Genomic DNA, 18,753 nt, shown 5'->3' on the forward strand with positions numbered 1-18,753 from the left:
GCGCATGATCGCCTTCCTCCTCCGCCGGCTCGGGCAGATCATCCCGACCCTGCTGATCCTGTCCTTCCTGATCTTCGGGCTGCAGCAGCTGATGCCCGGCGACCCCGCGCTGATCCTGGCGGGGGAGGAACGCGGCGACCCCGTGGTGCTGCAGCAGATCCGGGAGGAACTGCGCCTCGACCGCCCGATCTGGGAGCAGTACCTGTACTGGATCGGCAACGTGGTGCAGGGCGACTTCGGCTTCTCCTGGCGCATCCGCATGCCGGTCGGGCAGCTCATCCTCGAGAAGCTGCCCGTCACCGCCCAGCTCGCCTCCATGGCCTTCGTCATCGCCGTGCTGATCGGCGTGCCGGCCGGCATCCTCTCCGCCACCAACCGCGACCGGCCGGCGGACTGGGCGGCGAACGGCATCGCGCTGTTCGGCATCTCCATGCCGAACTTCTGGCTCGGCATCATGATGATCCTGCTGTTCAGCGTGCAGCTGGGCTGGCTCCCGCCTTCGGGCTACGTGCCGCTGTGGGAGGACCCGGTGCAGTCGCTCGCCACCACCATCATGCCGGCCTTCGTGCTGGGCACCGGGGTGGCGTCCGTGCTGATGCGCCACACGCGGGCGGCGATGCTGACGGCGCTGTCGCAGGACTATGTCCGCACCGCCCGCGCCAAGGGCCTGACGGAGAAGGTGGTGGTCTGGAAGCACGCGCTCCGCAACGCGCTCGTGCCCGTCGTCACGCTCGGCACCATCGAGTTCGGGCGCCTGCTGGCCGGCGCGGTGCTGACCGAGCAGATCTTCACCATCCCCGGCTTCGGCAAGCTGGTGGTGGATGCCGTCTTCAACCGCGACTACCCGGTGGTGCAGGGCGTGGTGCTGGCCACCGCACTGATCTTCGTGACGCTCTCCCTCGTCGCGGACCTGCTCTACATGGCGATCAACCCGAGGCTCCGCGCGGCATGAGCACGACCACCGCCCCCGCCGTGGCGGAACGCGGCGAAAGCCCTGGCCGCCGCGCGCTGCGCCGCTTCCTGCGCCACCGGCTTGCCGTCCTCGGCCTGGTGGTGGTGCTGGCCTTCGTGGCCATCGCGCTGCTGGCGCCCTGGATCGCGCCCCATGACCCCATCGCGACAAGCTGGTCGCGCATCCGCAAGCCGCCCTCGCTCGACTTCCCCTTCGGCACGGACGAGAACGGGCGCGACGTGCTGTCGCGCCTGATCTGGGGCGCCCGCGCGTCGCTGATGGCGGGCGTCGTCTCGGTGGTCGGCGCGATCGCCATCGGCGTGCCGATCGGGCTTCTCGCCGGCCTCGCGGGCGGCTGGGTGGATGCGCTGATCTCCCGCATCGCCGATGCCATGCTGTCGGTCCCCTTCCTGATCCTGGCGATCGCGCTCGCGGCCTTCCTCGGCCCCGCGCTCGAGAATGCGATGATCGCCATCGCGGTCACCGCGAGCCCGGTCTTCGTCCGGCTCGCCCGCGGCATGGCGCTGGAGGCGAAGGCGACGGATTGGTTCGAGGCGTCGCGCGCGCTCGGCAACCCGCCCTGGCGGTCGGCGCTGCTGCATGTCCTGCCGAACATCGTCCCCCCGCTGCTGGTGCAGGGCACGTTGGCGATCGCCGAGGCGATCATCGCCGAAGCGTCGCTGAGCTTCCTCGGCCTCGGCCAGCAGCCGCCGGCGCCGAGCTGGGGGTCGATGCTGAACAGCGCGCAGCGTTTCCTGGACAGCGCGCCCTGGCTCGCCGTCGCGCCGGGGCTCGCGATCTTCGTCGTCGTGCTCGCCTTCAACCTGGTGGGCGACGGGCTGCGCGACGCGCTCGACCCACGCTCCGACCGTCGCTGAGGGGCGGGGCGCCGCGCGTCACACCCGTTCCGCCATCGCCTGCTGGAGCGCGGCGTGGAGGTCATGCGGGCGGAAGGGCTTCGGCACCACCCCCGCGAAGCCGGCGGCGCGGAACCGCGCGCGGTCCGGCGCATCCGCCGCGCCGGAGAAGGCCAGCACCGGCAGCGCCCCCGCGCCGTCCGGCAGCCCGCGGATGCGCCGCAGCAGGTCGGGTCCGCCGCCCGGCATCTCGGTGTCGAGCAGGAGGGCGTCGAACCTGTCGCGGCGCAGCAGGTCGAACAGCCCCTCAACCTCTCCCACCGCCTCGACCTCGTGGCCGAGGCGGCGGAGGAAGGCGTTGGCGGCGGACCGCATGGAAGGCATCTCCTCCGCGACCAGCACGCGGATGCCGCGTGGCGGCGCGGCGGCACCCGTTTCGGCCTCCGTCTCCGACGGCACCGGCATCAGCGCGACCTCGAACCAGAACAGGCTACCGCGGCCGGGCTCGCTCTCGAAGCCGATGCGCCCGCCCATCAGCTCCGCAAGCTGGCTCGCGATCGCGAGGCCGAGGCCGCTGCCCCGGTGGCGCCGCCGGGACGAGGCGTCGGCCTGGCTGAACCGCTGGAACAGCCGGCCCGCGGCTTCCGGCGCGATGCCGATCCCGGTGTCCTGCACCTCGACCCGCAGGCGCCCGCCAGCCGGGCCCGGGACCCAGCGCGCCGCGACGGCGATGCTGCCCCGCTCGGTGAACTTCAGCGCGTTGCCCGCCAGGTTTAGCATCAGCTGCGCCACCCGCGTGCGGTCGGCCATCACGTCGCGCGGGAGGTCGGGCGCCAGTTCCACCCGCCATTCCAGCCCCTTGCGCCTCGCCTCCGCCGCGATCGGCGCAAGCGGCATCCCCAGCACCGACCGCAGGTCCACTCGCTCCGGCGCAAGCTCGAGCCGCCCGGCCTCCAGGCGGGAGAGGTCGAGGATGTCGTTGATGACCGCCAGCAGCAGCCGCCCCGAATCGACGATCACGCCCACCGCCTCGCGGTCGGCCTCGGACAGCTTGGAATCGGCCAGCATCTGCGCCATGCCGAGGATGCCGTTCAGCGGGGTGCGGACCTCGTGGCTGATATTGGCCAGGAACTCGCTTTTCGCGCGCATCGCCACCTCGGCGCGTTCCTTGGCGATGCGCAGCTGCGTCTCCCGCAGGCGCGCCTCCTCCAGCAGCGCGCGCTGCGCCGTCTCGCTCGCGGCAAGCGCCTGGAGGCGCGCCTGGAGGGCATCCGCCATTGCGACGAAGGCCGCGGAGAGCCGCGCGACATCGCCGCCACCCCGCCGCAACGCCTCGTGGCGGAGGAGGCTGAGCGAATCCTCATACCGGTCCTCGCCCAGCGCCTCCGCCGCGCGCTGGAGGCGCCGCAGCGGGCGGAACAGCCAGCGGGAGCCGATCTCCACGGCCGGCACCAGCAGCGCCAGCGCGATCAGCGCGACGACGAGGCTGCGGCGGAGCAGTTCCTGGTGGGCCTGTTCCACCGGTGCGCGGGACAGGCCGAACAGCACGGTGCCGAGCGGCTGGCCGGCCAGCGAGAGCGGCACGGCGTGGAGCAGCCGTTCCTCCCCATCCGGCATGCGGACCGGGCCCGGCCGGGGCAGGGGCAGTCCGTCGCGCCCGGCCGGCCAGCCGGCCTGTGCAACCGGCTCGCCGCGGGCATCGAGAAGGACCATGTGGGCGAAGCTGCCGGAGGCCACGCTCTCCCGCAGCACGGCCTCGACCGTCGCATAGTCGCGTTCCGCCGCCGGGGCGGCCAGCGCGGCTTGCAGGATGGGGCGCGCCGCGGCGGCCTGGTGGTCCAGCTGCGCGCCGAGCGCGCGCAGCAGCATCTGGTCGAACAGCAGCGTCAGCCCGCCCGCAAGGACGACGAGCGCGGCGGCCGCGAGGGCGAACAGCTTGATGCGGATCGGCAGCCGGTGGAACATCCGCGCGCCGCGATCAGGGCTGGCCGAGCAGCGCGCGGGTCTCGGCGACCACGGGATCGATCTCCTCCATCTCCGCCGGCGCGATCGGCCGGATGTCGCGGAAGCCGGTCGCGGCGAAGAAGGCTGCGCCCGCCTCGCTGCGCGGGAAGCGCGCCAGCGCGGCTTCCAGCCGGGCGGCCTCGGCCGCGGGCAGGTCCGGGTGCAGCAGCACCACGAAGCCGGGCACCTGCTCGAACTCGCGCCAGACCACCAGCGTCTCGCGCAGGTCGGGGCGGATGGCGTTCAGCTCCCCCCGGCTCATCACGGCCAGCGGGGTGTCGGGGCCGGTCAGCAGCTGCACCAGGCTGTCCTCGTTGCGGGCGTGCAGCGCCATGACGTCGCGCCCCACCTGCAGGCCGGCATTGACCGCAAGCCATCGCACGAAGCGCAGCGCGACCAGCGACTGGGGGTTGGTCATCGCCACCTGCCGGCCCCGCAATGCGCCGAGGTCCGCCGGCACGCGGTCCCGCCTGGCGACCAGCAGCCCGGGGATACGTGGCTCATAGATGGCGACCGGCCGCATCCCCGCATCCAGCTGTGCGACCCGCGCGAGATTGGCGGCCGTGACGACGACGCCGTAGGCACCTGCGAGGGTGCGCTGGTGGAAGGGCTGCAGGCCGGGCGCGGTCACCACCTCCACCGCCCGCCCCGACTCGGATTCCAGGAAGGCCCGGAAGTGCTGGTACTGGGCGAGGAGGATGCGGGTGCTGACATTCGGCATCACGCCGAACTGAAGCGGCGCGGGCTGCGCGCCGCTGCGGCGGGGCAGGGCGGCCGCCATTCCGCCCAGCATGGCCCGCGTGAGAGTGCGCCGACTGAAAGGCGAAATCACGACGCATCCTTTCACGCCAGGGTGGAGTTCCCGCCCGTTGTCGCACGCCTTCGACGGCGGTGCAGCAGGACAGATGCGACCTCGTTGCGTTTTCGCCCCGACCCGCCGCCCGATCCTGCACGGGGAGTGTTGCCGGAACCCGAGTGGCGGCCGCCATCGGCCGGCGTGGATCATGGCCGCCCCGGCCGCGATCCGGCCTTGATGGCGCCACCCGGAAGGGCGATCTGAGGGGCATCATGGAACGCCGCCCCGTCGCCCGCCGCCCGCTGCTCGACCTCCTGCCCGCGCCGGCGCGGCGCGCGGCCGGGCTCGGGATGCTCACGCTCACGCTCTGGCTCGCCAGCTTCCTGGCGATGATCCGCTGATGGCCGAACGCCCCTGGGGAGCCGGCCCGCCGCCGGATGCGCTGCGCGATGCCCGTGCCAGGCTGGAGCAGGGCTTCGGGCGGGTCCGCGCCGGCACGCGCGGCCTGCTGCTGCCGCTGTTCACCTGGCCGCTGTTCTTCGACGCGATCTGGGAGGTCTCGACCGGCGACGCGAAGGGCGTGGCCGCGGCAGGGCTCGGCATGGGGCTGACGTTCCTCGGGGTCCGCACGCTGCGGCGCGGCGGCCGGGGCGACACGCAGCGCGCCGCGGCGATGGTCGGCGTCGCGACAGGCCTCGTGGCCGGCCTCGGCGCCGCGACCGGCCCGCTGATCGCCGTGCTGCTCGGCGCGGGCGGCTGGCTCGGCACGCGCCTGCTCTATGACGGCGCGGTGGTCGAGACCGAGCCCGCGCCGCCCCCGCCGCCGCCCGGCCCGCTGGAGGAGGCGCGCACCCGGCTGGCCCGCATCGCCGGGGAGCCCCGGCTGGTCGGCGTCTCCGGCGCGATGGCCGGCGTGCTCGACGATCTCGCGGCGCGGCCGGAACGCCTGACCGAGGCCAGGCGCTTCCTCGTCGTGCATCTCGACGGGCTGGAGCGGATCGCGGAGCGGCTGCAGGCAGGGGCGGAGCCTCCGCCCGGCCTGCCGAAGCTCCTCGAAGACCTGCAATCGGCGGCGGACGAGCTGCGCGACAGGCTGCGCGCGGAGGAGAGCGCCGCGCTCGACATCCAGGTGAAGGTGCTGTCCGAGCGGCTGCGCCAGGAGGGCTACGCGTGAGCGACCAGATCCGCATCACCTTCGGCGACGAGGGCGCGCCGACCCGGCAGGCGGCGGAGGCGCCGGCGCCGAACCCGTCGCCCGCCCCGGTGTCCGAACGCGCCCTGCCCGTGGCCCAGCCGCGCGGCACGGCGGAGCTGACGCCGGAACACCAGGCGGCGATCGACAGCCTGGCGCAGCAGATCGACCTGTCCGATGTCGGCTCCATCCTGCGCTTCGGCCAGCAGACGCAGAGCCAGGCCCAGGCCGCGGCGGACGCCATGCTGGAAGGCGCCCGCAACCAGGAGACGGGCGAGGCCGGGCGCACGCTCTCCTCCCTGCTCACCGCGCTGCGCGGCTTCGACGTCTCGAAGCTGGACGAGCGGCCGGGCTTCCTCGCCCGCATGTTCACCAAGGCGGGGCACGAGATCAGCGGGATCATCAACAAGTATGATTCCGTGAAGGGCCAGATCGAGAAGATCGGCGACCGGCTGGACACCCACCGCACGCGGCTGCTTGAGGATGTGGAGCGGCTGGAGCGGCTCTACGGCGCGACGCTGGAGTGGTTCCACGCGCTCGGCGACCACATCGCGGCCGGCGAGGTGGTGCTGCGCCGGACCGAGGCGGAGCTGATCCCGGCGATGGAGAGGACCGTCGCCGAGAACCCGCATGACGACATGGCGCCGCAGCGCCTGCGCGACTTGCGCGGCGCGCGGGACGAGCTGGAGCGCCGCGTCCACGACCTGCGCCTGACGCGGCAGGTGGCAATGCAGGCGCTGCCCTCGATCCGTCTGATCCAGGAGAACGACAAGGCGCTGTCGTCCAAGATCCACTCGGTCCTGGCCAACACCGTCCCCCTGTGGCGCCAGCAGCTTGCCCAGGCGCTGGCGATCCACCGGATGCGGGAGGCAGGCGGCGCCGTGAAGCAGGCGACCGACCTGACCAACCGCCTGCTGACCGCCAATGCCGAGACGCTGCGCCGCGGCAACCTGGAAGCGCGGACCGAGCTGGAACGCGGCGTCTTCGACCTGGAAGCCGTGCAGAAGGCGAATGCCGCGCTGGTCGCCACCATCGAGGACAGCCTGCGCATCGCGGACGAGGCCCGCGGGCAGCGCGCGCGCGCAGCGGAGGAACTCGCCAAGCTCGAAGGCGACATCCGCACCGCGCTGATGCGCGCCAAGGCCGGTCCGGGGCAGGGCGGCCAGGCGCGGCGGGGCTGACCGGGGGCGGGCGGGTCAGACGCCAAAGCGTGGTCGCCGCAGGCTGGAACGGCCGGGGGCGTGAATCACGCGGCAAGACAAAAGCCTGGCCCATGATCCGCGCTGCAATCAGCGCGGATCATGGGCTATCCCAGCAGCCAGTCGTTGCCCAGCGCCGCCAGCGTCGTGTTCTCGAAGACCAGGGCGGTCCAGTGCGAGCCGGGATCGGTGGGCGACGTCACGCGCAGTGCGACGCGCGTGGCGGAAACCTGCACGAGTTCCATCTCCCATCCCGCGGCGAGGGCGCCGGGGTCGACGCGGTCGCCCTCCGCCGCCGAGAAATCCGCGATGACGTCGCGGCTGGGCCAGAGCGACCGGATGGCGAAGACATCCGCGCCCGCGCCGCCTTCCAGCGTGTCGCCGCCATCCCCGCCCGCGATCCAGTCGTCGCCGGCGCCGCCCCGCAGCAGGTCGTTGCCGAGACCGCCCCAAAGGGAATCGGCGCCCGCGCCGCCCTCCAGCAGGTCCTGCCCGCCATCGCCCCATAGCCGGTCGGCGCCGTCCTCCCCGCGCAGCGTGTCGTCGCCGAACCAGCCGGAGATCCGGTCGTCACCGCCGCGTCCTTCGGCAAGGTCGTCGCCATCCCCGGCCAGGATCCGGTCCTGCGCCGCGGCGCCCGCGATGGTGTCGTCGCCGCCGCCGCCGAAGGCGGTGCGGAGCGGGGCGCCGCCGTAATCAGGCGTCGCGGCCGTCAGCAGGTCGTCGCCCTCGCCGCCGGACAGGGTGTTGGCGGATTCGGTGCCGTCGTCGCCCAGCAGCGTGTCGTCCCCGGCGCCGCCCTCCAGCAGGTCGCCGCCCGCCGAGCCGAGGAGGGAATCGTCGCCATCCCCGCCCAGCAGCGTGTCGTTGCCGTCGCCGCCCCACAGCGTGTCGCCGCCGGCCCCGCCCTCCAGCAGGTCATCGCCGCGGTTGCCGAACAGCCGGTCATCGCCCCCGGCGCCGGAGAGCGAGTCGCCGCCGCTGCCGCCGCTGATCGAGTCCCCGCTGTCGCTTCCCACCCAGACGATGCCGGGCCGGTAGGGAAGATTGATGGCGCGCAGCGCACCGGGCACGGGCGAGGACATCGGGTGAAGGCTTCCGCAATCAGGGGTTGTGCAACCCTGGCACCGGCGGCGACCTCCGGGCAGCCTCGCCGGACAATTTGCGACGGCCGGCGCGGCCATTGCGCCCACAGCGGGCGCCGGCCAGTCTGGCGGAAAGACAGGGAGGGACGGGAATGCAGCGCATCACACGCCGGGGGCTGCTCGGCACCGCCGCGGCCATGCTGGCGGCGCCCGCCATCGCGCAGCCGGCCTGGCCCGCGGGGCCGATCCGCATCGTCGTGCCCTTCCCGCCAGGCGGGTCCACCGATGCGCTGTCGCGGCTGCTGCAGCCGGCGCTGCAACAGCAACTCGGCGTGCCGATCGTGGTGGAGAACCGCACCGGCGCCTCCGGCGCGCTCGGCACGGCGGCGGTGGCGCGCAGCACGCCGGACGGCAACACCTGGGTCCTGGTCTTCGACACCCATGCGGTGAACCCGGCGCTGATCCCGAATATCGGCTTCGACACCGAACGCGACCTGACGCCGCTGCTGCTGTTCGGCACCGCGCCGATGGTGCTGACGGTCCACCGCACGCGCCCCTGGCGCAGCTTCGCCGAGGTTGCGGCGGCCGCCCGCGCCCGGCCGGACACGGTCACCTTCGGCACCATCGGCAACGGGTCGCTCGCGCATCTCACCATGGCGCTGCTCGGCCGCGCGACCGGGCTGCAACTCGTCCACGTCCCCTATCGGGGCGGCGGCCCGCTGGCGGTGGCGGCCGTCGCGGGGGAGGTGGACCTGCCCATCGCCACCCGCCCGGCCATCGGCGCCCATATCGACAGCGGCGCGCTGATCCCCATCGCGCAGACCGGCGCGGCGCGCTCCCCCTCCATGCCCGACCTGCCGACCCTGGCCGAGCTTGCCGCGCCGGGGCTGGATGCGCGTGCCTTCTGGGGCTTCCTCGGCCCCGCCAACCTGCCCGCGCCGGTCAAGGCGCGCATGGAAGGCGCCATCCGCGCCGCGCTCGACCAGCCGGAGATCCGCGCGCGGGTCATCGGCCTCGGCATCGACCTCGACCCGCAGGGCGAGGCGGCGTTCCGCCCCTTCCTGTCGGCCCAGATCGCCACCTGGGGCCGCGTGGTGCGGGAGAACGGCATCCGGCCGGACTGACCGGCGCGGGCCGGGATCAGGGCGTGATCGCCACCTTCATCACGCCGTCGCGCTGGTGGCTGAACAGGTCATACGCCTCCTCGATCCGGTCGAGGGTGAAGCGGTGCGTCACCAGCGGGCCGAGATCGACCCGGCCCGAGGCGATGACCTCCATCAGCCGCCGCATCCTTTCCTTCCCGCCGGGGCAAAGGGTGGTGACGATCTTCAGGTCGCCGAGCCCCGCCGCGAAGGCGCCGAGCGGGATGGTCAGGTCGCCCGAATAGACGCCGAGCGAGGACAGGGTGCCGCCCGGCCGCAGCACGCGCAGCGCGGCCTCGAAGGTGGCCTGGGTGCCGAGCGCCTCGATCGAGACATCGACGCCGCGGCCATCGGTGATCCGCATCACCGCCTCGACCGGGTCCTCCTGGCTGAAGTCCACGACGTGGTCGGCGCCGAGCCGCCGCGCCATCGCAAGCCGCTCCGGCACGCGGTCCACCGCGATAATGGTGGAGGCGCCCTTCAGCTTCGCCCCCGCCGTCGCGCAGAGCCCGATCGGACCCTGTGCGAAGACCGCGACGGCATCGCCGATCCGCACCTCGCCGCTTTCCGCGCCGCTGAAGCCGGTGGACATGATGTCCGGGCACATCAGCACCTGCTCGTCGGTCAGCCCGTCCGGCACCGGGGCGAGGTTCGCCATGGCGTCCGGCACCAGAACGTAGTCGGCCTGGCAGCCATCGATGGTGTTGCCGAACTTCCAGCCACCGATGGCCTTCCAGCCATGCCGCGTCCCCGCGCCGTCCTGCGCGCCGCAGCCGCAGAGGCATGCATTCGACCAGCCGCTCGGCGTGATGGCGCCCGCGATGGCCCGCTGGCCCTCGCGCAGGCCGCGCACGCCGCTGCCGAGGCGATGGATCACGCCCACCGGCTCATGCCCCACGGTCAGGCCGGGCGCGACGGGATACTCGCCCTTCAGGATGTGAACATCGGTGCCGCAGATCGTGGTGGTGGTGATCTTCAGCAGCGCATCCTGCGGCCCGACCTCGGGCAGCTTCTTCTCCTGCAGCTCGATCTTCCCGGGCTTCACGAACACCGCGGCCCGCATCGTCTCGGCCATGATCCTGTCCCCTGCAATGGCGGCCGGATTAGGAGGGCAGGCGCGCCCCGCCCGCTTTGATCCCGCGCAAGACGCGGGATCGCCGTGCGGGCCGGGCCGCCGCCGCGCGCGCGGCCGGGCGGGTTCAGGTCCGGCGGGTCGGGCCGATGCCGAAGCCGCTCAGCAGGTCGCCCTCGTCATGGTCGTTCAGCTCGTCGTCGCGTTCGGGCAGGCGGCCCTGCGGCGTCAGGCGATCCACCATCCCCGGCAGGCCGCGGCTGAGCTGCGAGAGGATCTCGTCGCGGCCCATGCCGGTATGCTGCTGCACCTCGTCCAGCATCTCGGGCGGGATGGCGCGGGCCAGTTCCTCGGGCCGCACATCCTCGTTGCGGCCGGGGCCGATCCAGCTGTCCACCTGCGGCCCGAGGCCGGAGCCGCGGAGGTGGTCGGTCAGCGAGGACAGGCCCGACGCGCCGCCCCGGCCGCGCATCATGTAGGCGAGCAGGGCCATCAGGGCCATGCCCTTCACCCCGCCGAGCCCGCCCGCCAGCCCGCCGAGCGTACCGCCCATCGGCGACCTTCCCGCGCCGCCGAGCAACCCGCCCAGGATGCCGCCCAGGCCGCCGCCCATCCCGCCGCCCAGCGCACCGCTGAGGCCGCCCAGCCCGCCGCCCGGCGCCACCCCGCCGCCGAACATGCCGCCCGAGCGCCCGGCCTCGTCCCCCGGCAGGCGCGGGGTGCCGAGCGGGGATGAACCCCCGCCGCCCATCATCCCGCCGCCGGCACCGCCGCCCAGCACGCCGTTGAGAATCCGCGACAGCACGTCCGACATGACAGGTCTCCTTCGTCCAGCAGGTCCGAACGCCAGCGCGGCGGGAGGTTTCCGGCCGCGCGGCTTGACCCGACCGCCCGCGCCGCCTTCGATGCGCGACGGAACGTCGGGAAGGACTGCACGATGCGCGCCTGGGCCGTGGTGGAGACGCGCAAGCCGCTCCAGGAGATCGAGCTTCCGACGCCGGAGCCGACCGGCAGCCAGGTGCTGCTGGAGGTGACCCATGCCGGCGTCTGCCATTCCGACCTGCATATCTGGGAAGGCGAATACGACCTAGGCAGCCGGGGGAAGATGCTGCTGAGCGATCGCGGCGTGAAGCTGCCGCTCGCGATGGGGCACGAGACGGTGGGACGTGTCCTGAAATGGGGACCGGATGCCGAAGGACATGGGCTGGCGGTCGGCCAGACGCGCATCGTCTTCCCCTGGGTCGGCTGCGGCCGCTGCGCCCGTTGCCGGGCGGAGGAGGACAACATGTGCGCGCAGGGCCGCGCCATCGGCATCTTCCAGCATGGCGGCTACGCAACCCATGTGCTGGTGCCGGAGCCGCGGCACCTGGTGGACCCCGGCAACATCGACCACGCGCTTGCCGCGACCTATGCCTGTTCGGGCATCACCGTCTATTCCGCGATCAACAAGGTCATGCCCCTCGCGCCCGACGAGGCGATCGTGCTGGTCGGCGCGGGCGGGCTCGGCCTGCAGGCGATCAGCGTGTTGAAGGCGCTCGGCCATCGCCGCATCGTCTCGGTCGATCTCGGCGCGGGGAAGCTGGCCGCGGCGCGGGAGGCGGGGGCGAGCGACACGCTCGACGCCTCGATGGGCGACGTGACCCGGCGCCTCCTCGACCTGTGCGGCGGGCCGGTGATGGCGGTGATCGACCTGGTGAACGGGACCGAGACCGCGCGCTTCGCCTTCGACGCGCTGGCGAAGGGCGGCAGGCTGGTGCAGGTCGGCCTGTTCGGTGGGGAGCTGACGGTGCCGCTGCCCGTCATGGCGATGAAGGCGGTGACTGTGCAGGGGAGCTATGTGGGCAACCCGAAGGAGCTACGGGCCCTCGTCGCGCTCGGCCAGAGCGGCCGCCTGCCGGGCATCCCGATCACGCGGGAGCCGCTGGCGGCAGCCGACTCCGCCTTGCAGCGCCTGCGCGCCGGCAAGGTCACCGGGCGCATCGTGCTGACCGCGGGGTGATGGCGGGCCGCTTCGGCCCGATGGATCACGCCAGCGGGTAGGGGCCGCCCGTCACCGGGTCCGATGGCGGGTCGGGGGTGATGGGGATGCTCGACAGCGCCTCCGCCCGCTGGCCCGGCAGGCCGGTGAACTCCTCCGGCTCGGCGCCGGGCGGGTAGGCGCCCACCACCAGCAGGTCGTCCGTCTGGCCAAGGTTCTGGTGCCCGGTGCCGGCGGGCAGCACCACCACGTCGCCGGCCTTCAGCGCCACGACCACCCCGGCCTCGCCCCCCAGCCGCACCCGCACCTCGCCGCAGATGACGGCGAGCGCCTCATGCGCGTCGGGGTGGTAGTGGGGGTAGTCGTAGATGCCGTTCCGCCACGCGGGCGGCCAGCCGTTGCGGGCGAACAGTGCCTCGGCCGCCGCGGCATCGCCGGCGGCCACGGCGCCGCGGTGCAGCAGGACCGGCAGGCGCGGATTGTTCGGGATCTCGCCGATCGCGGCCTCGCCTGCGGGCAGCATCAGCCGTTCCGCCCCGTCGCGCCGGTGTTCGTGCATCGCCTCCTCCCTGACCATGGGAGGGAAGCTTGGTGCGGGCAGGGCCGGACTCCAAGCGGGCAGGCGGGACATGACCCTCGGCCGGCTGGCGGGCTGCCGTCCCAACCAGGGGTGTAACCGCTCTTGCAGCATCGTTGCGCCAGTCCCTAAGCTGGCGCGCGCACGAAAACGTGAGGAGAGCGCGATGCATTCCAGGATCTTGATGGCGGCTGGCGCCATGGCGACGCTGCTGGCCGGCGCAGCCGTGGCGCAGGACTTCAACCGGAACCCGTCCTTCGGCACGGTGAACCTGCGCGCCAACTTCGCCCCTGACCCCTATTCCGTGAATGTCACGGCCGGCGGGCAGCTTCCGGCCGAGCGCCTGGGGGGAGCGAGTTGCGTCGGCTCGATCGCCAATGCGCCGGATGTGCGGCTGAACTACCAGGCTGGCGGCCTGCCGCTCTACATCGCCGCGCGGTCACGGGCGGATGTGACGCTCGTCATCAACCTGCCGAATGGCCGGTGGCTGTGCAACGACGACTTCGAGGGCACCAATGCCGGCGTGGTGCTGAACACGCCGCAGTCGGGGCAGTACGACATCTGGGTCGGCCATTACGACCGGGGCTCCCGCGTGCCGGCGCAGGTGCTCTTCTCCGAAGTGCCGCCCCGGCGCTGAGGCGGCGCCGGCCCTGCCCCCGCCGGGGCGGGGCCGGTTCAGTTGCCGAACAGCTGCGCGGTCAGCCGCATGTGCTGCGCCGTGTGCGGCGAGGTCGCCTCCGCGACCTCCTCCATCGGCTGGCCGCGCACCATGATGGTGCGGCCATCGGTGGCCGAGCGGTTGTAGATGAAGCCATGGGTCGCGTAGGTGCGGCCGAAGCTGTCGCGGTCGAAGCCGACCTGGTGGCGGACGGCGGTCCAGTCGTTGCGGTCGGACACGTCCACCACCAAGGCCCCGCGTAGCACCTGGCCCCGCCGCAGGCCCGGGCCGCCCCAGTTGGCGTGGTCGACCTCGATCGTGCGGCTGTTCACCACGCGGCTGACCACCGCGACATGCCCGCGCGACATGCCACCGGTGCCGGCGAAGGCCAGGACGGAGCCGCGTTCCGGCGTCTGGCCGCGGGCGTAGACGCCAGCGGCGTTGTACCACCAGACATGCGCGTCGCCGCTGATGGCCATGCCGGTCGCCATGCGGGCGAAGGGCACGCAGGACAGGCCGGAGGTGACGGAGACCGGCAGGATCGGCGTGCCATGGCCCGAGGCATGGGCGCTGCGCATCACCGCCGGCATGGCGGCGGCCGCGCGTGCAGGCTCCTGCGGCGCGATCCTGCTGCCATGGCCGCGCTGGCCCGCAGGCATCGCCACGCGGGTCACGGCCGGGGCCTGAGGGCGGGCCGCCTGGCTGGCTGCCATGCGTGCCACCGGCGCCGCCGCAGCGGCCTGGCGGGCCTGCGGCTGGTTCGGCTTCGCGACGCTGCGCACCGGCGCGGCGGCAGGCCGGGCCTGGACAACGGGCTGTCCGGGGCGCGCCTGCTTCGTCACCTGTCTGGAACTGCGGTCCGCGGCCTCGGCCGACGGCATCAGCGCCGTCGCGCCGACAAGAACGCAGACAAGCGCAAGCGTGCCTTTTGCCCGCATCGATAGCCCCCCGTTCTGCCTCGCCCAACACGGCCTCGCGACCGTGCCCTGCTGCGGTATCCGGGGGTGGGGGGTAGGGGCAACCCGCCGCGGCGTTACACGGCGTAATCCGGCGTGATTCGTCCGGGCGGGCTGTGGAAGCGGACCCGTATGCGGTCGATCTTCCTAAAGTGAAGTTCGGCCCTGCTTCACGACACAGTGTTGCGACACAGATGCAACACCTGAAACACGAACGGCGCGAGGAGTCCCGCGCCGTTGCATGGCCGTCATGCGGCCGCGGAATGGACCATCCCGCCGGTGTGATGAAACCGGTCGCGGATCAGCGGCAGGCCGTCACCATGATCTCCACCAGGTGACGCGGATCGGCCATGTTGGCCTCCACGCAGGCACGAACCGGACGGCCTGCGTCGCCCAGCCATTCGATCCACACCTTGTTCATCGCGTCGCGGTCGCGGATGTCCTTCAGCCAGATCTGCGCCTGCAGCAGCCGCGTATGGTCGGTGCCGTTGGATTCGAGCGCGGCCGTGATCTTGGCGAGCACCTGGCGGGTCTGGCCGGTGATGTCCTGGCTCAGGTCATCCGCGGTCATGCCGGCGAGGTAGACGAAGTTGTGGTACTCGACCGAGCTCGACAGGATCTGGTTGCTGCCCTGGCGGGTGATCTTGGACATGCGTGCCTCCGTTGCGGACGCGCGCTTCTAGGGGAGGGGCCCGGAGGCCACAAGACGGGCCTGCGGCGCCATGCCCATCCTCCCGCGCTCAGCCGTCCCGCGCGGGCCGGGGCGCCTCGCCATGGTCCGCGGCCCCGGTCACCGCGCAGCCACAGAAGGGACAGCGCACCGCCGCGCTGCCGGCCGGGAGAGACGGCAGGGCAGGGTCCACGGGGACCGGCGGGGCTGCCCCTTGCAGGCCGGGGCCGGGGCAGGCGCCGCGATAGTCCCGCGCCACGACCGCCTCCGCCTCCTCCTGGCGGAAGGCGGCGGCAGGGCCGGGCAGGAGCGCGACGGGGAGGCAGGCGAGCAGGCGGCGGCGTGCGGTCGGCATGGGTGGCGCCTTACGCCACCGCGTAGCGGCTGCCGGATGTGGCGGCCCCGATCATCGCCTCGAAGACGGCGACGCCGTGGATCGCGTCCCCGACCGGCAAGGGATAGGCGGGCCCGCCGGCGACGGCGGAGGCGAATGCTTCAAGTTCAGCGGCTTCGATGTCGGTCTTCGGGTAGTCCCTTGTCCAACCCTCGCCCTCGCGCGGCGTGAAGGACAGGCGCTCATGCCCGTTCAGCTCCAGCATCCCCTCCGTCCCGAACAGCGCCACGCGCCACAGGCGCGGGGCGAGGGCGAGGGTGGAGAAGGTGACCGTCGCGCCGTTGCCGAGTTGCGCCAGCATGGCGGTCGTGTCGTCGATCGTCGTTGAGACGCGGGCGTGGCTCTGCACCGCAACCCACTGGAAATGGCCAGCGAGGTTGATGATCATGTCGATCATGTGGATGCCCATGCCGCCCATCCCGCCAAGCGGGCTTTCCGCCCGGTCGGCGCGCCACATGCCGGGCTTGTAGCCCAGCGCGCCGGGCCCGTTGAATGCGCCTTCGACATGCAGCAGCGTGCCGAGCCGCCCCCCGGACAGCATCGCCTTCATCTCCGCCACGGCCGGCAGGAAGCGCCGGTTGTGGCCGAGCGCCAGGACCACCCCCGCCTCACGGCAGGCCTCGACGGCCACCTCGGCGCTTGCCTTGCCCAACGTGAAGGGTTTCTCCACAAAGACATGCCGGCCGGCCTTCGCAGCCTGGATGACCTGTTCGGCATGCTGGGCATGGGGCGTGGCCAGCACCACCGCCCGGACCTGCGGGTCCGCCAGCACGGCGCGGTAATCGTCATGCAGCCGGATGCCCTTCTCCGCCGCGTAGTCGCGCGCCTTGTCCGGTGTGCCGGTGCAGCCGGCGACGAAGCGGATCCCCACCCCGTTCCGTCCCTGCACGCTGTCCACCAGGGTCCGTCCCCAGCGGCCCATCCCGACGATCGCCGCACCCAGCATCGCGCCATCCCCCATCATCGATTCGCGGCGGTGGAGGAGGAACCTTCCAGCTCCTCCTCCATCCGCCGCAGCTTTCCCCAGCCCCAGGCGAAGACGCCCAGGAACAGCACACCCGCCAGCAGGGTCGGAAGCCGCAGCCCGAATGCCTCCCCCGTGGCACCGAGCGCGAGGGCGCCGAGGGCAGGGCAGGCGCGGGTGATCAGGCCCCAGGTGCTGAGCATCCGCCCCCGCAACGCCGGCTCCGCCGCGCTCTGGATCAGGGTCTGGGCACTGATCCCGTGCATCGACGCGGTGGCGCCGATCAGCGCCGCGCAGACCATGCCGACGGCGAACCAGGGGGTCGCCACGAAGCCGGCCGTGGCGGCGGCCTGCACCAGCGCCGCCAGCACCGCGATGCGGGTGGTCCCCTCCAGCCGCCCGCGGCTGGCCACCCACAGCCCGCCCGCCAGGGCGCCGACGCCGAAGCAGGCGGTCAGCACCGCCAGGCTCTCCACCCCGCGGCCGAACAGCCGCTCGACGAACGGGGGCAGCACCTCCTGCACGCCGCGCAGCAGGATGGCGCCGAGCGCGGCATACAGCAGCAACGGGCCGAGGCCCGGGTGCCGCCAGGCGTAGCGCAGCCCCTCCACCACCTCGCCACCGAGGCTGGCGGAAGCCGCATGGCCGCGGCGTTCCCGCGCATCCACCCGCAGCAGCAGCACCGAAAGCCCCGCCACCAGGTAGCCGACGGCATTGGCCGCGATGGCCGGCACCACGCCGAACACCGCGATGATCGGCCCGGCCAGCGCCGGCCCGACGAAGCGCGCCACCGCGAAGACCAGCGAATTCGCGGCCACCGCCGCGGGCAGGTCGCTGCGCGGCACGATTCCCGGCATCAGCGTCTGCCGCGCCGGCTGCGCGAAGGACCCGGCGACGCCGCTCAGCACTTCCAGCACCAGCAGGATGCCGATGGTCATGTGGCCCGAGGCGGTGATGCCCGCGACCGCCGCGGCCTGGCAGGCGATGGCGATCTGCGTCCAGGTGGCCAGGCGCACCCGGTCCACCCGGTCCGCCACCGCGCCCGCGACCGGGCTGACGAAGACGGCGGGCGCCAGGTCGCAGAAGGCGACGACGCCCACCCAGAAGGCGCTGCCCGTCAGTTCCCAGGCGAGCCAGGAGACGGCGATGCGCTGCATCCAGAGGCCCGTCCAGGCCACCATGGAGCCGCCGAAGAAGATCCGGCTGTCACGATGCGACAGCGCCCGGCCGAGCGCCCCGAAGGAGGCCATCCCCCGGCCCGGTCAGCGCCGCCCTGCGCCCCCCGCCGCCGCCGGCTGGGCCAGGGCCTGCGGCGCCACCGGGTTGGCGTTGCGCATGCATTCGGCGATCAGCCGGTCGCGTTCCATCTGCGCGCCCATGCGGTCCGACTCGGTGCGGCTGAAGGGGGCGACCGTGGTGGTGCCGCGTCCGCTCTCGGTCTCATCCGTCCGCATCAACTGCCCGCGGTCGCGCCACTGCACCGCGCGGGTCGCCTGGTCCCGGCAGGCATCGAGCCGCGGGTCCCTCTCGCCCCGCGCCGCGACGGGCGGCGGCGGGCTGGCCTGCGCGCCGAAGCCGGAAAAGCCGCTGAATCCGGTGTTCACCGGGTTGGTGCAGGCCCCGAGCAGGAGCAGGGCGAAGCAGGCGGCAAGGCGGGGCATGGCGGGTCGGTCCGGGCGCTGTGGGGGCTCAGGCACGGGCCCGAGCCGTCAATCCGCGCGACAATAGCCGGCAAAGCGCCTCCGCGTCGAACCTCGCCCCGGAATCGAGCGGCATGGCCGCCGCGGCGCGCAGCAGCGCGGGGTGCAGGTCGATCCCCTCCGCCGTCACGTCGAACATCCCGGCGAGCCATCCGTGCCGCGCCAGCCCGTCCACCAGCGCCAGCAGCCGCAGGCAGAGCGCGAGGCCCGCGAGGGTGGACAGGTCGGCCCCGCGGTCCACCGCCTCGGCCCAGGCGCGGGCATCGCGGTCCGCGATGGCCAGCCGCGTGGCGCTGCCGTCGTCGCGGCGGAACAGCAGGTGCCGCGGCGGGCCCCAGTTGCCCGCCCGCGCACCCGCGCGCGCGGCCTCCCATGCCGCGAGCAGCGCGGCGGGGGGCACGGCGGGCAGCGCCTCGGGCGCGCAGGGGATGGCGTAGGCAAGGGCGCCGGACGCGTCCTCGGCCACCTGGATCGTCTCGGCGGGCATCAGGGCAATGTGGGACCGGGCCTCCGCGGCCGCCAGCCTGCGACCGGCTTCGCAACCAGCCCGGCCGGCG

General features: G+C 73.3%; 21 protein-coding genes. 8 read left to right on the forward strand and 13 right to left on the reverse strand.

Annotated elements, in window-relative coordinates; translation table 11 throughout:
• Positions 1–4 precede the first annotated feature (4 nt).
• On the forward strand, positions 5–952 hold the full coding sequence (locus ACK8OX_RS03885; protein WP_430662611.1) for an ABC transporter permease: 948 nt from the start codon (positions 5–7) through the stop codon (positions 950–952).
• Positions 949–1,830 carry an ABC transporter permease gene (locus ACK8OX_RS03890; protein WP_430662612.1) on the forward strand — a complete coding sequence of 294 codons (882 nt, stop codon included), beginning with the start codon at positions 949–951 and terminating at the stop codon, positions 1,828–1,830. Before ACK8OX_RS03885 ends, ACK8OX_RS03890 begins: the two co-directional genes overlap by 4 nt.
• 18 nt (positions 1,831–1,848) lie before the next feature.
• Here the strand turns inward: ACK8OX_RS03890 and ACK8OX_RS03895 are convergent, their stop codons facing one another.
• Together ACK8OX_RS03895 and ACK8OX_RS03900 are read right to left on the reverse strand one after the other, a co-directional pair.
• Positions 1,849–3,774: an ATP-binding protein gene (locus tag ACK8OX_RS03895; RefSeq protein ID WP_430662613.1), complete on the reverse strand. Its 1,926-nt coding sequence runs from the start codon at positions 3,772–3,774 to the stop codon at positions 1,849–1,851.
• Positions 3,775–3,787: 13 nt separating this feature from the next.
• Positions 3,788–4,594 (reverse strand): PhnD/SsuA/transferrin family substrate-binding protein, encoded by an 807-nt coding sequence (locus tag ACK8OX_RS03900; protein WP_430662614.1) that lies wholly within the window; start codon positions 4,592–4,594, stop codon positions 3,788–3,790.
• A gap of 287 nt (positions 4,595–4,881) precedes the next feature.
• Between ACK8OX_RS03900 and ACK8OX_RS03905 the strand changes: the two genes are divergently transcribed.
• Genes ACK8OX_RS03905 through ACK8OX_RS03915 form a run of 3 tightly spaced genes read left to right on the forward strand, consistent with a single transcriptional unit; the run spans position 4,882 to position 6,982 of the window.
• Positions 4,882–5,010, forward strand: coding sequence for a hypothetical protein (locus ACK8OX_RS03905; protein ID WP_430662615.1), 129 nt, complete (start codon positions 4,882–4,884; stop codon positions 5,008–5,010).
• On the forward strand, positions 5,010–5,783 hold the full coding sequence (locus ACK8OX_RS03910) for a hypothetical protein (RefSeq protein WP_430662616.1): 774 nt from the start codon (positions 5,010–5,012) through the stop codon (positions 5,781–5,783). The genes ACK8OX_RS03905 and ACK8OX_RS03910 overlap by 1 nt, the downstream gene beginning before the upstream one ends.
• A complete protein-coding gene (locus tag ACK8OX_RS03915; RefSeq protein ID WP_430662617.1) occupies positions 5,780–6,982 on the forward strand; it encodes a toxic anion resistance protein in 1,203 nt (400 codons plus the stop codon). The genes ACK8OX_RS03910 and ACK8OX_RS03915 overlap by 4 nt, the downstream gene beginning before the upstream one ends.
• Before the next feature lie 125 nt (positions 6,983–7,107).
• Here ACK8OX_RS03915 and ACK8OX_RS03920 read toward each other — a convergent pair whose 3' ends face one another.
• Positions 7,108–8,085, reverse strand: coding sequence for a calcium-binding protein (locus tag ACK8OX_RS03920; protein WP_430662618.1), 978 nt, complete (start codon positions 8,083–8,085; stop codon positions 7,108–7,110).
• A 152-nt stretch (positions 8,086–8,237) separates the two neighbouring features.
• On the opposite strand from ACK8OX_RS03920, the gene ACK8OX_RS03925 reads away from it, so the two are divergent.
• Entirely contained in the window at positions 8,238–9,209 is a 972-nt protein-coding gene (locus ACK8OX_RS03925; protein ID WP_430662619.1) for a tripartite tricarboxylate transporter substrate-binding protein, read from the forward strand.
• Positions 9,210–9,225: 16 nt separating this feature from the next.
• Here the strand turns inward: ACK8OX_RS03925 and ACK8OX_RS03930 are convergent, their stop codons facing one another.
• Together ACK8OX_RS03930 and ACK8OX_RS03935 are read right to left on the reverse strand one after the other, a co-directional pair.
• A complete protein-coding gene (locus ACK8OX_RS03930; protein ID WP_430662620.1) occupies positions 9,226–10,302 on the reverse strand; it encodes an NAD(P)-dependent alcohol dehydrogenase in 1,077 nt (358 codons plus the stop codon).
• Between the two features lie 124 nt (positions 10,303–10,426).
• Entirely contained in the window at positions 10,427–11,113 is a 687-nt protein-coding gene (locus ACK8OX_RS03935; protein ID WP_430662621.1) for a YidB family protein, read from the reverse strand.
• Positions 11,114–11,236: 123 nt separating this feature from the next.
• Between ACK8OX_RS03935 and ACK8OX_RS03940 the strand changes: the two genes are divergently transcribed.
• Entirely contained in the window at positions 11,237–12,298 is a 1,062-nt protein-coding gene (locus tag ACK8OX_RS03940; RefSeq protein WP_430662622.1) for an alcohol dehydrogenase, read from the forward strand.
• A gap of 25 nt (positions 12,299–12,323) precedes the next feature.
• On the opposite strand, the gene ACK8OX_RS03945 is transcribed toward ACK8OX_RS03940, so the two are convergent.
• The gene (locus ACK8OX_RS03945) at positions 12,324–12,854 is read right to left on the reverse strand and encodes a cupin domain-containing protein (protein ID WP_430662623.1); all 531 of its coding nucleotides are present in this window, start codon (positions 12,852–12,854) and stop codon (positions 12,324–12,326) included.
• A 166-nt stretch (positions 12,855–13,020) separates the two neighbouring features.
• On the opposite strand from ACK8OX_RS03945, the gene ACK8OX_RS03950 reads away from it, so the two are divergent.
• On the forward strand, positions 13,021–13,491 hold the full coding sequence (locus ACK8OX_RS03950; RefSeq protein WP_430662624.1) for a hypothetical protein: 471 nt from the start codon (positions 13,021–13,023) through the stop codon (positions 13,489–13,491).
• Between the two features lie 38 nt (positions 13,492–13,529).
• Here ACK8OX_RS03950 and ACK8OX_RS03955 read toward each other — a convergent pair whose 3' ends face one another.
• The 7 genes from ACK8OX_RS03955 to ACK8OX_RS03985 form a co-directional block, all read right to left on the reverse strand.
• Positions 13,530–14,450, reverse strand: coding sequence for a CHAP domain-containing protein (locus tag ACK8OX_RS03955; RefSeq protein WP_430662625.1), 921 nt, complete (start codon positions 14,448–14,450; stop codon positions 13,530–13,532).
• A gap of 319 nt (positions 14,451–14,769) precedes the next feature.
• Positions 14,770–15,120 carry a RidA family protein gene (locus ACK8OX_RS03960; protein WP_430662626.1) on the reverse strand — a complete coding sequence of 117 codons (351 nt, stop codon included), beginning with the start codon at positions 15,118–15,120 and terminating at the stop codon, positions 14,770–14,772.
• Between the two features lie 88 nt (positions 15,121–15,208).
• Positions 15,209–15,493, reverse strand: coding sequence for a hypothetical protein (locus ACK8OX_RS03965; protein WP_430662627.1), 285 nt, complete (start codon positions 15,491–15,493; stop codon positions 15,209–15,211).
• Between the two features lie 10 nt (positions 15,494–15,503).
• Entirely contained in the window at positions 15,504–16,478 is a 975-nt protein-coding gene (locus ACK8OX_RS03970) for a Gfo/Idh/MocA family protein (protein ID WP_430662628.1), read from the reverse strand.
• A gap of 14 nt (positions 16,479–16,492) precedes the next feature.
• Positions 16,493–17,746 carry an MFS transporter gene (locus ACK8OX_RS03975; RefSeq protein ID WP_430662629.1) on the reverse strand — a complete coding sequence of 418 codons (1,254 nt, stop codon included), beginning with the start codon at positions 17,744–17,746 and terminating at the stop codon, positions 16,493–16,495.
• A gap of 12 nt (positions 17,747–17,758) precedes the next feature.
• Positions 17,759–18,157, reverse strand: a complete 399-nt coding sequence (locus ACK8OX_RS03980; protein WP_430662630.1) for a hypothetical protein — start codon at positions 18,155–18,157, stop codon at positions 17,759–17,761.
• 28 nt (positions 18,158–18,185) lie between these two features.
• Positions 18,186–18,683, reverse strand: coding sequence for a hypothetical protein (locus tag ACK8OX_RS03985; RefSeq protein WP_430662631.1), 498 nt, complete (start codon positions 18,681–18,683; stop codon positions 18,186–18,188).
• Between the last annotated feature and the right edge of the window lie 70 nt (positions 18,684–18,753).

The organism is Falsiroseomonas sp. CW058 (assembly GCF_050563535.1).
Classification (GTDB): Bacteria; Pseudomonadota; Alphaproteobacteria; order Acetobacterales; family Acetobacteraceae; genus Falsiroseomonas.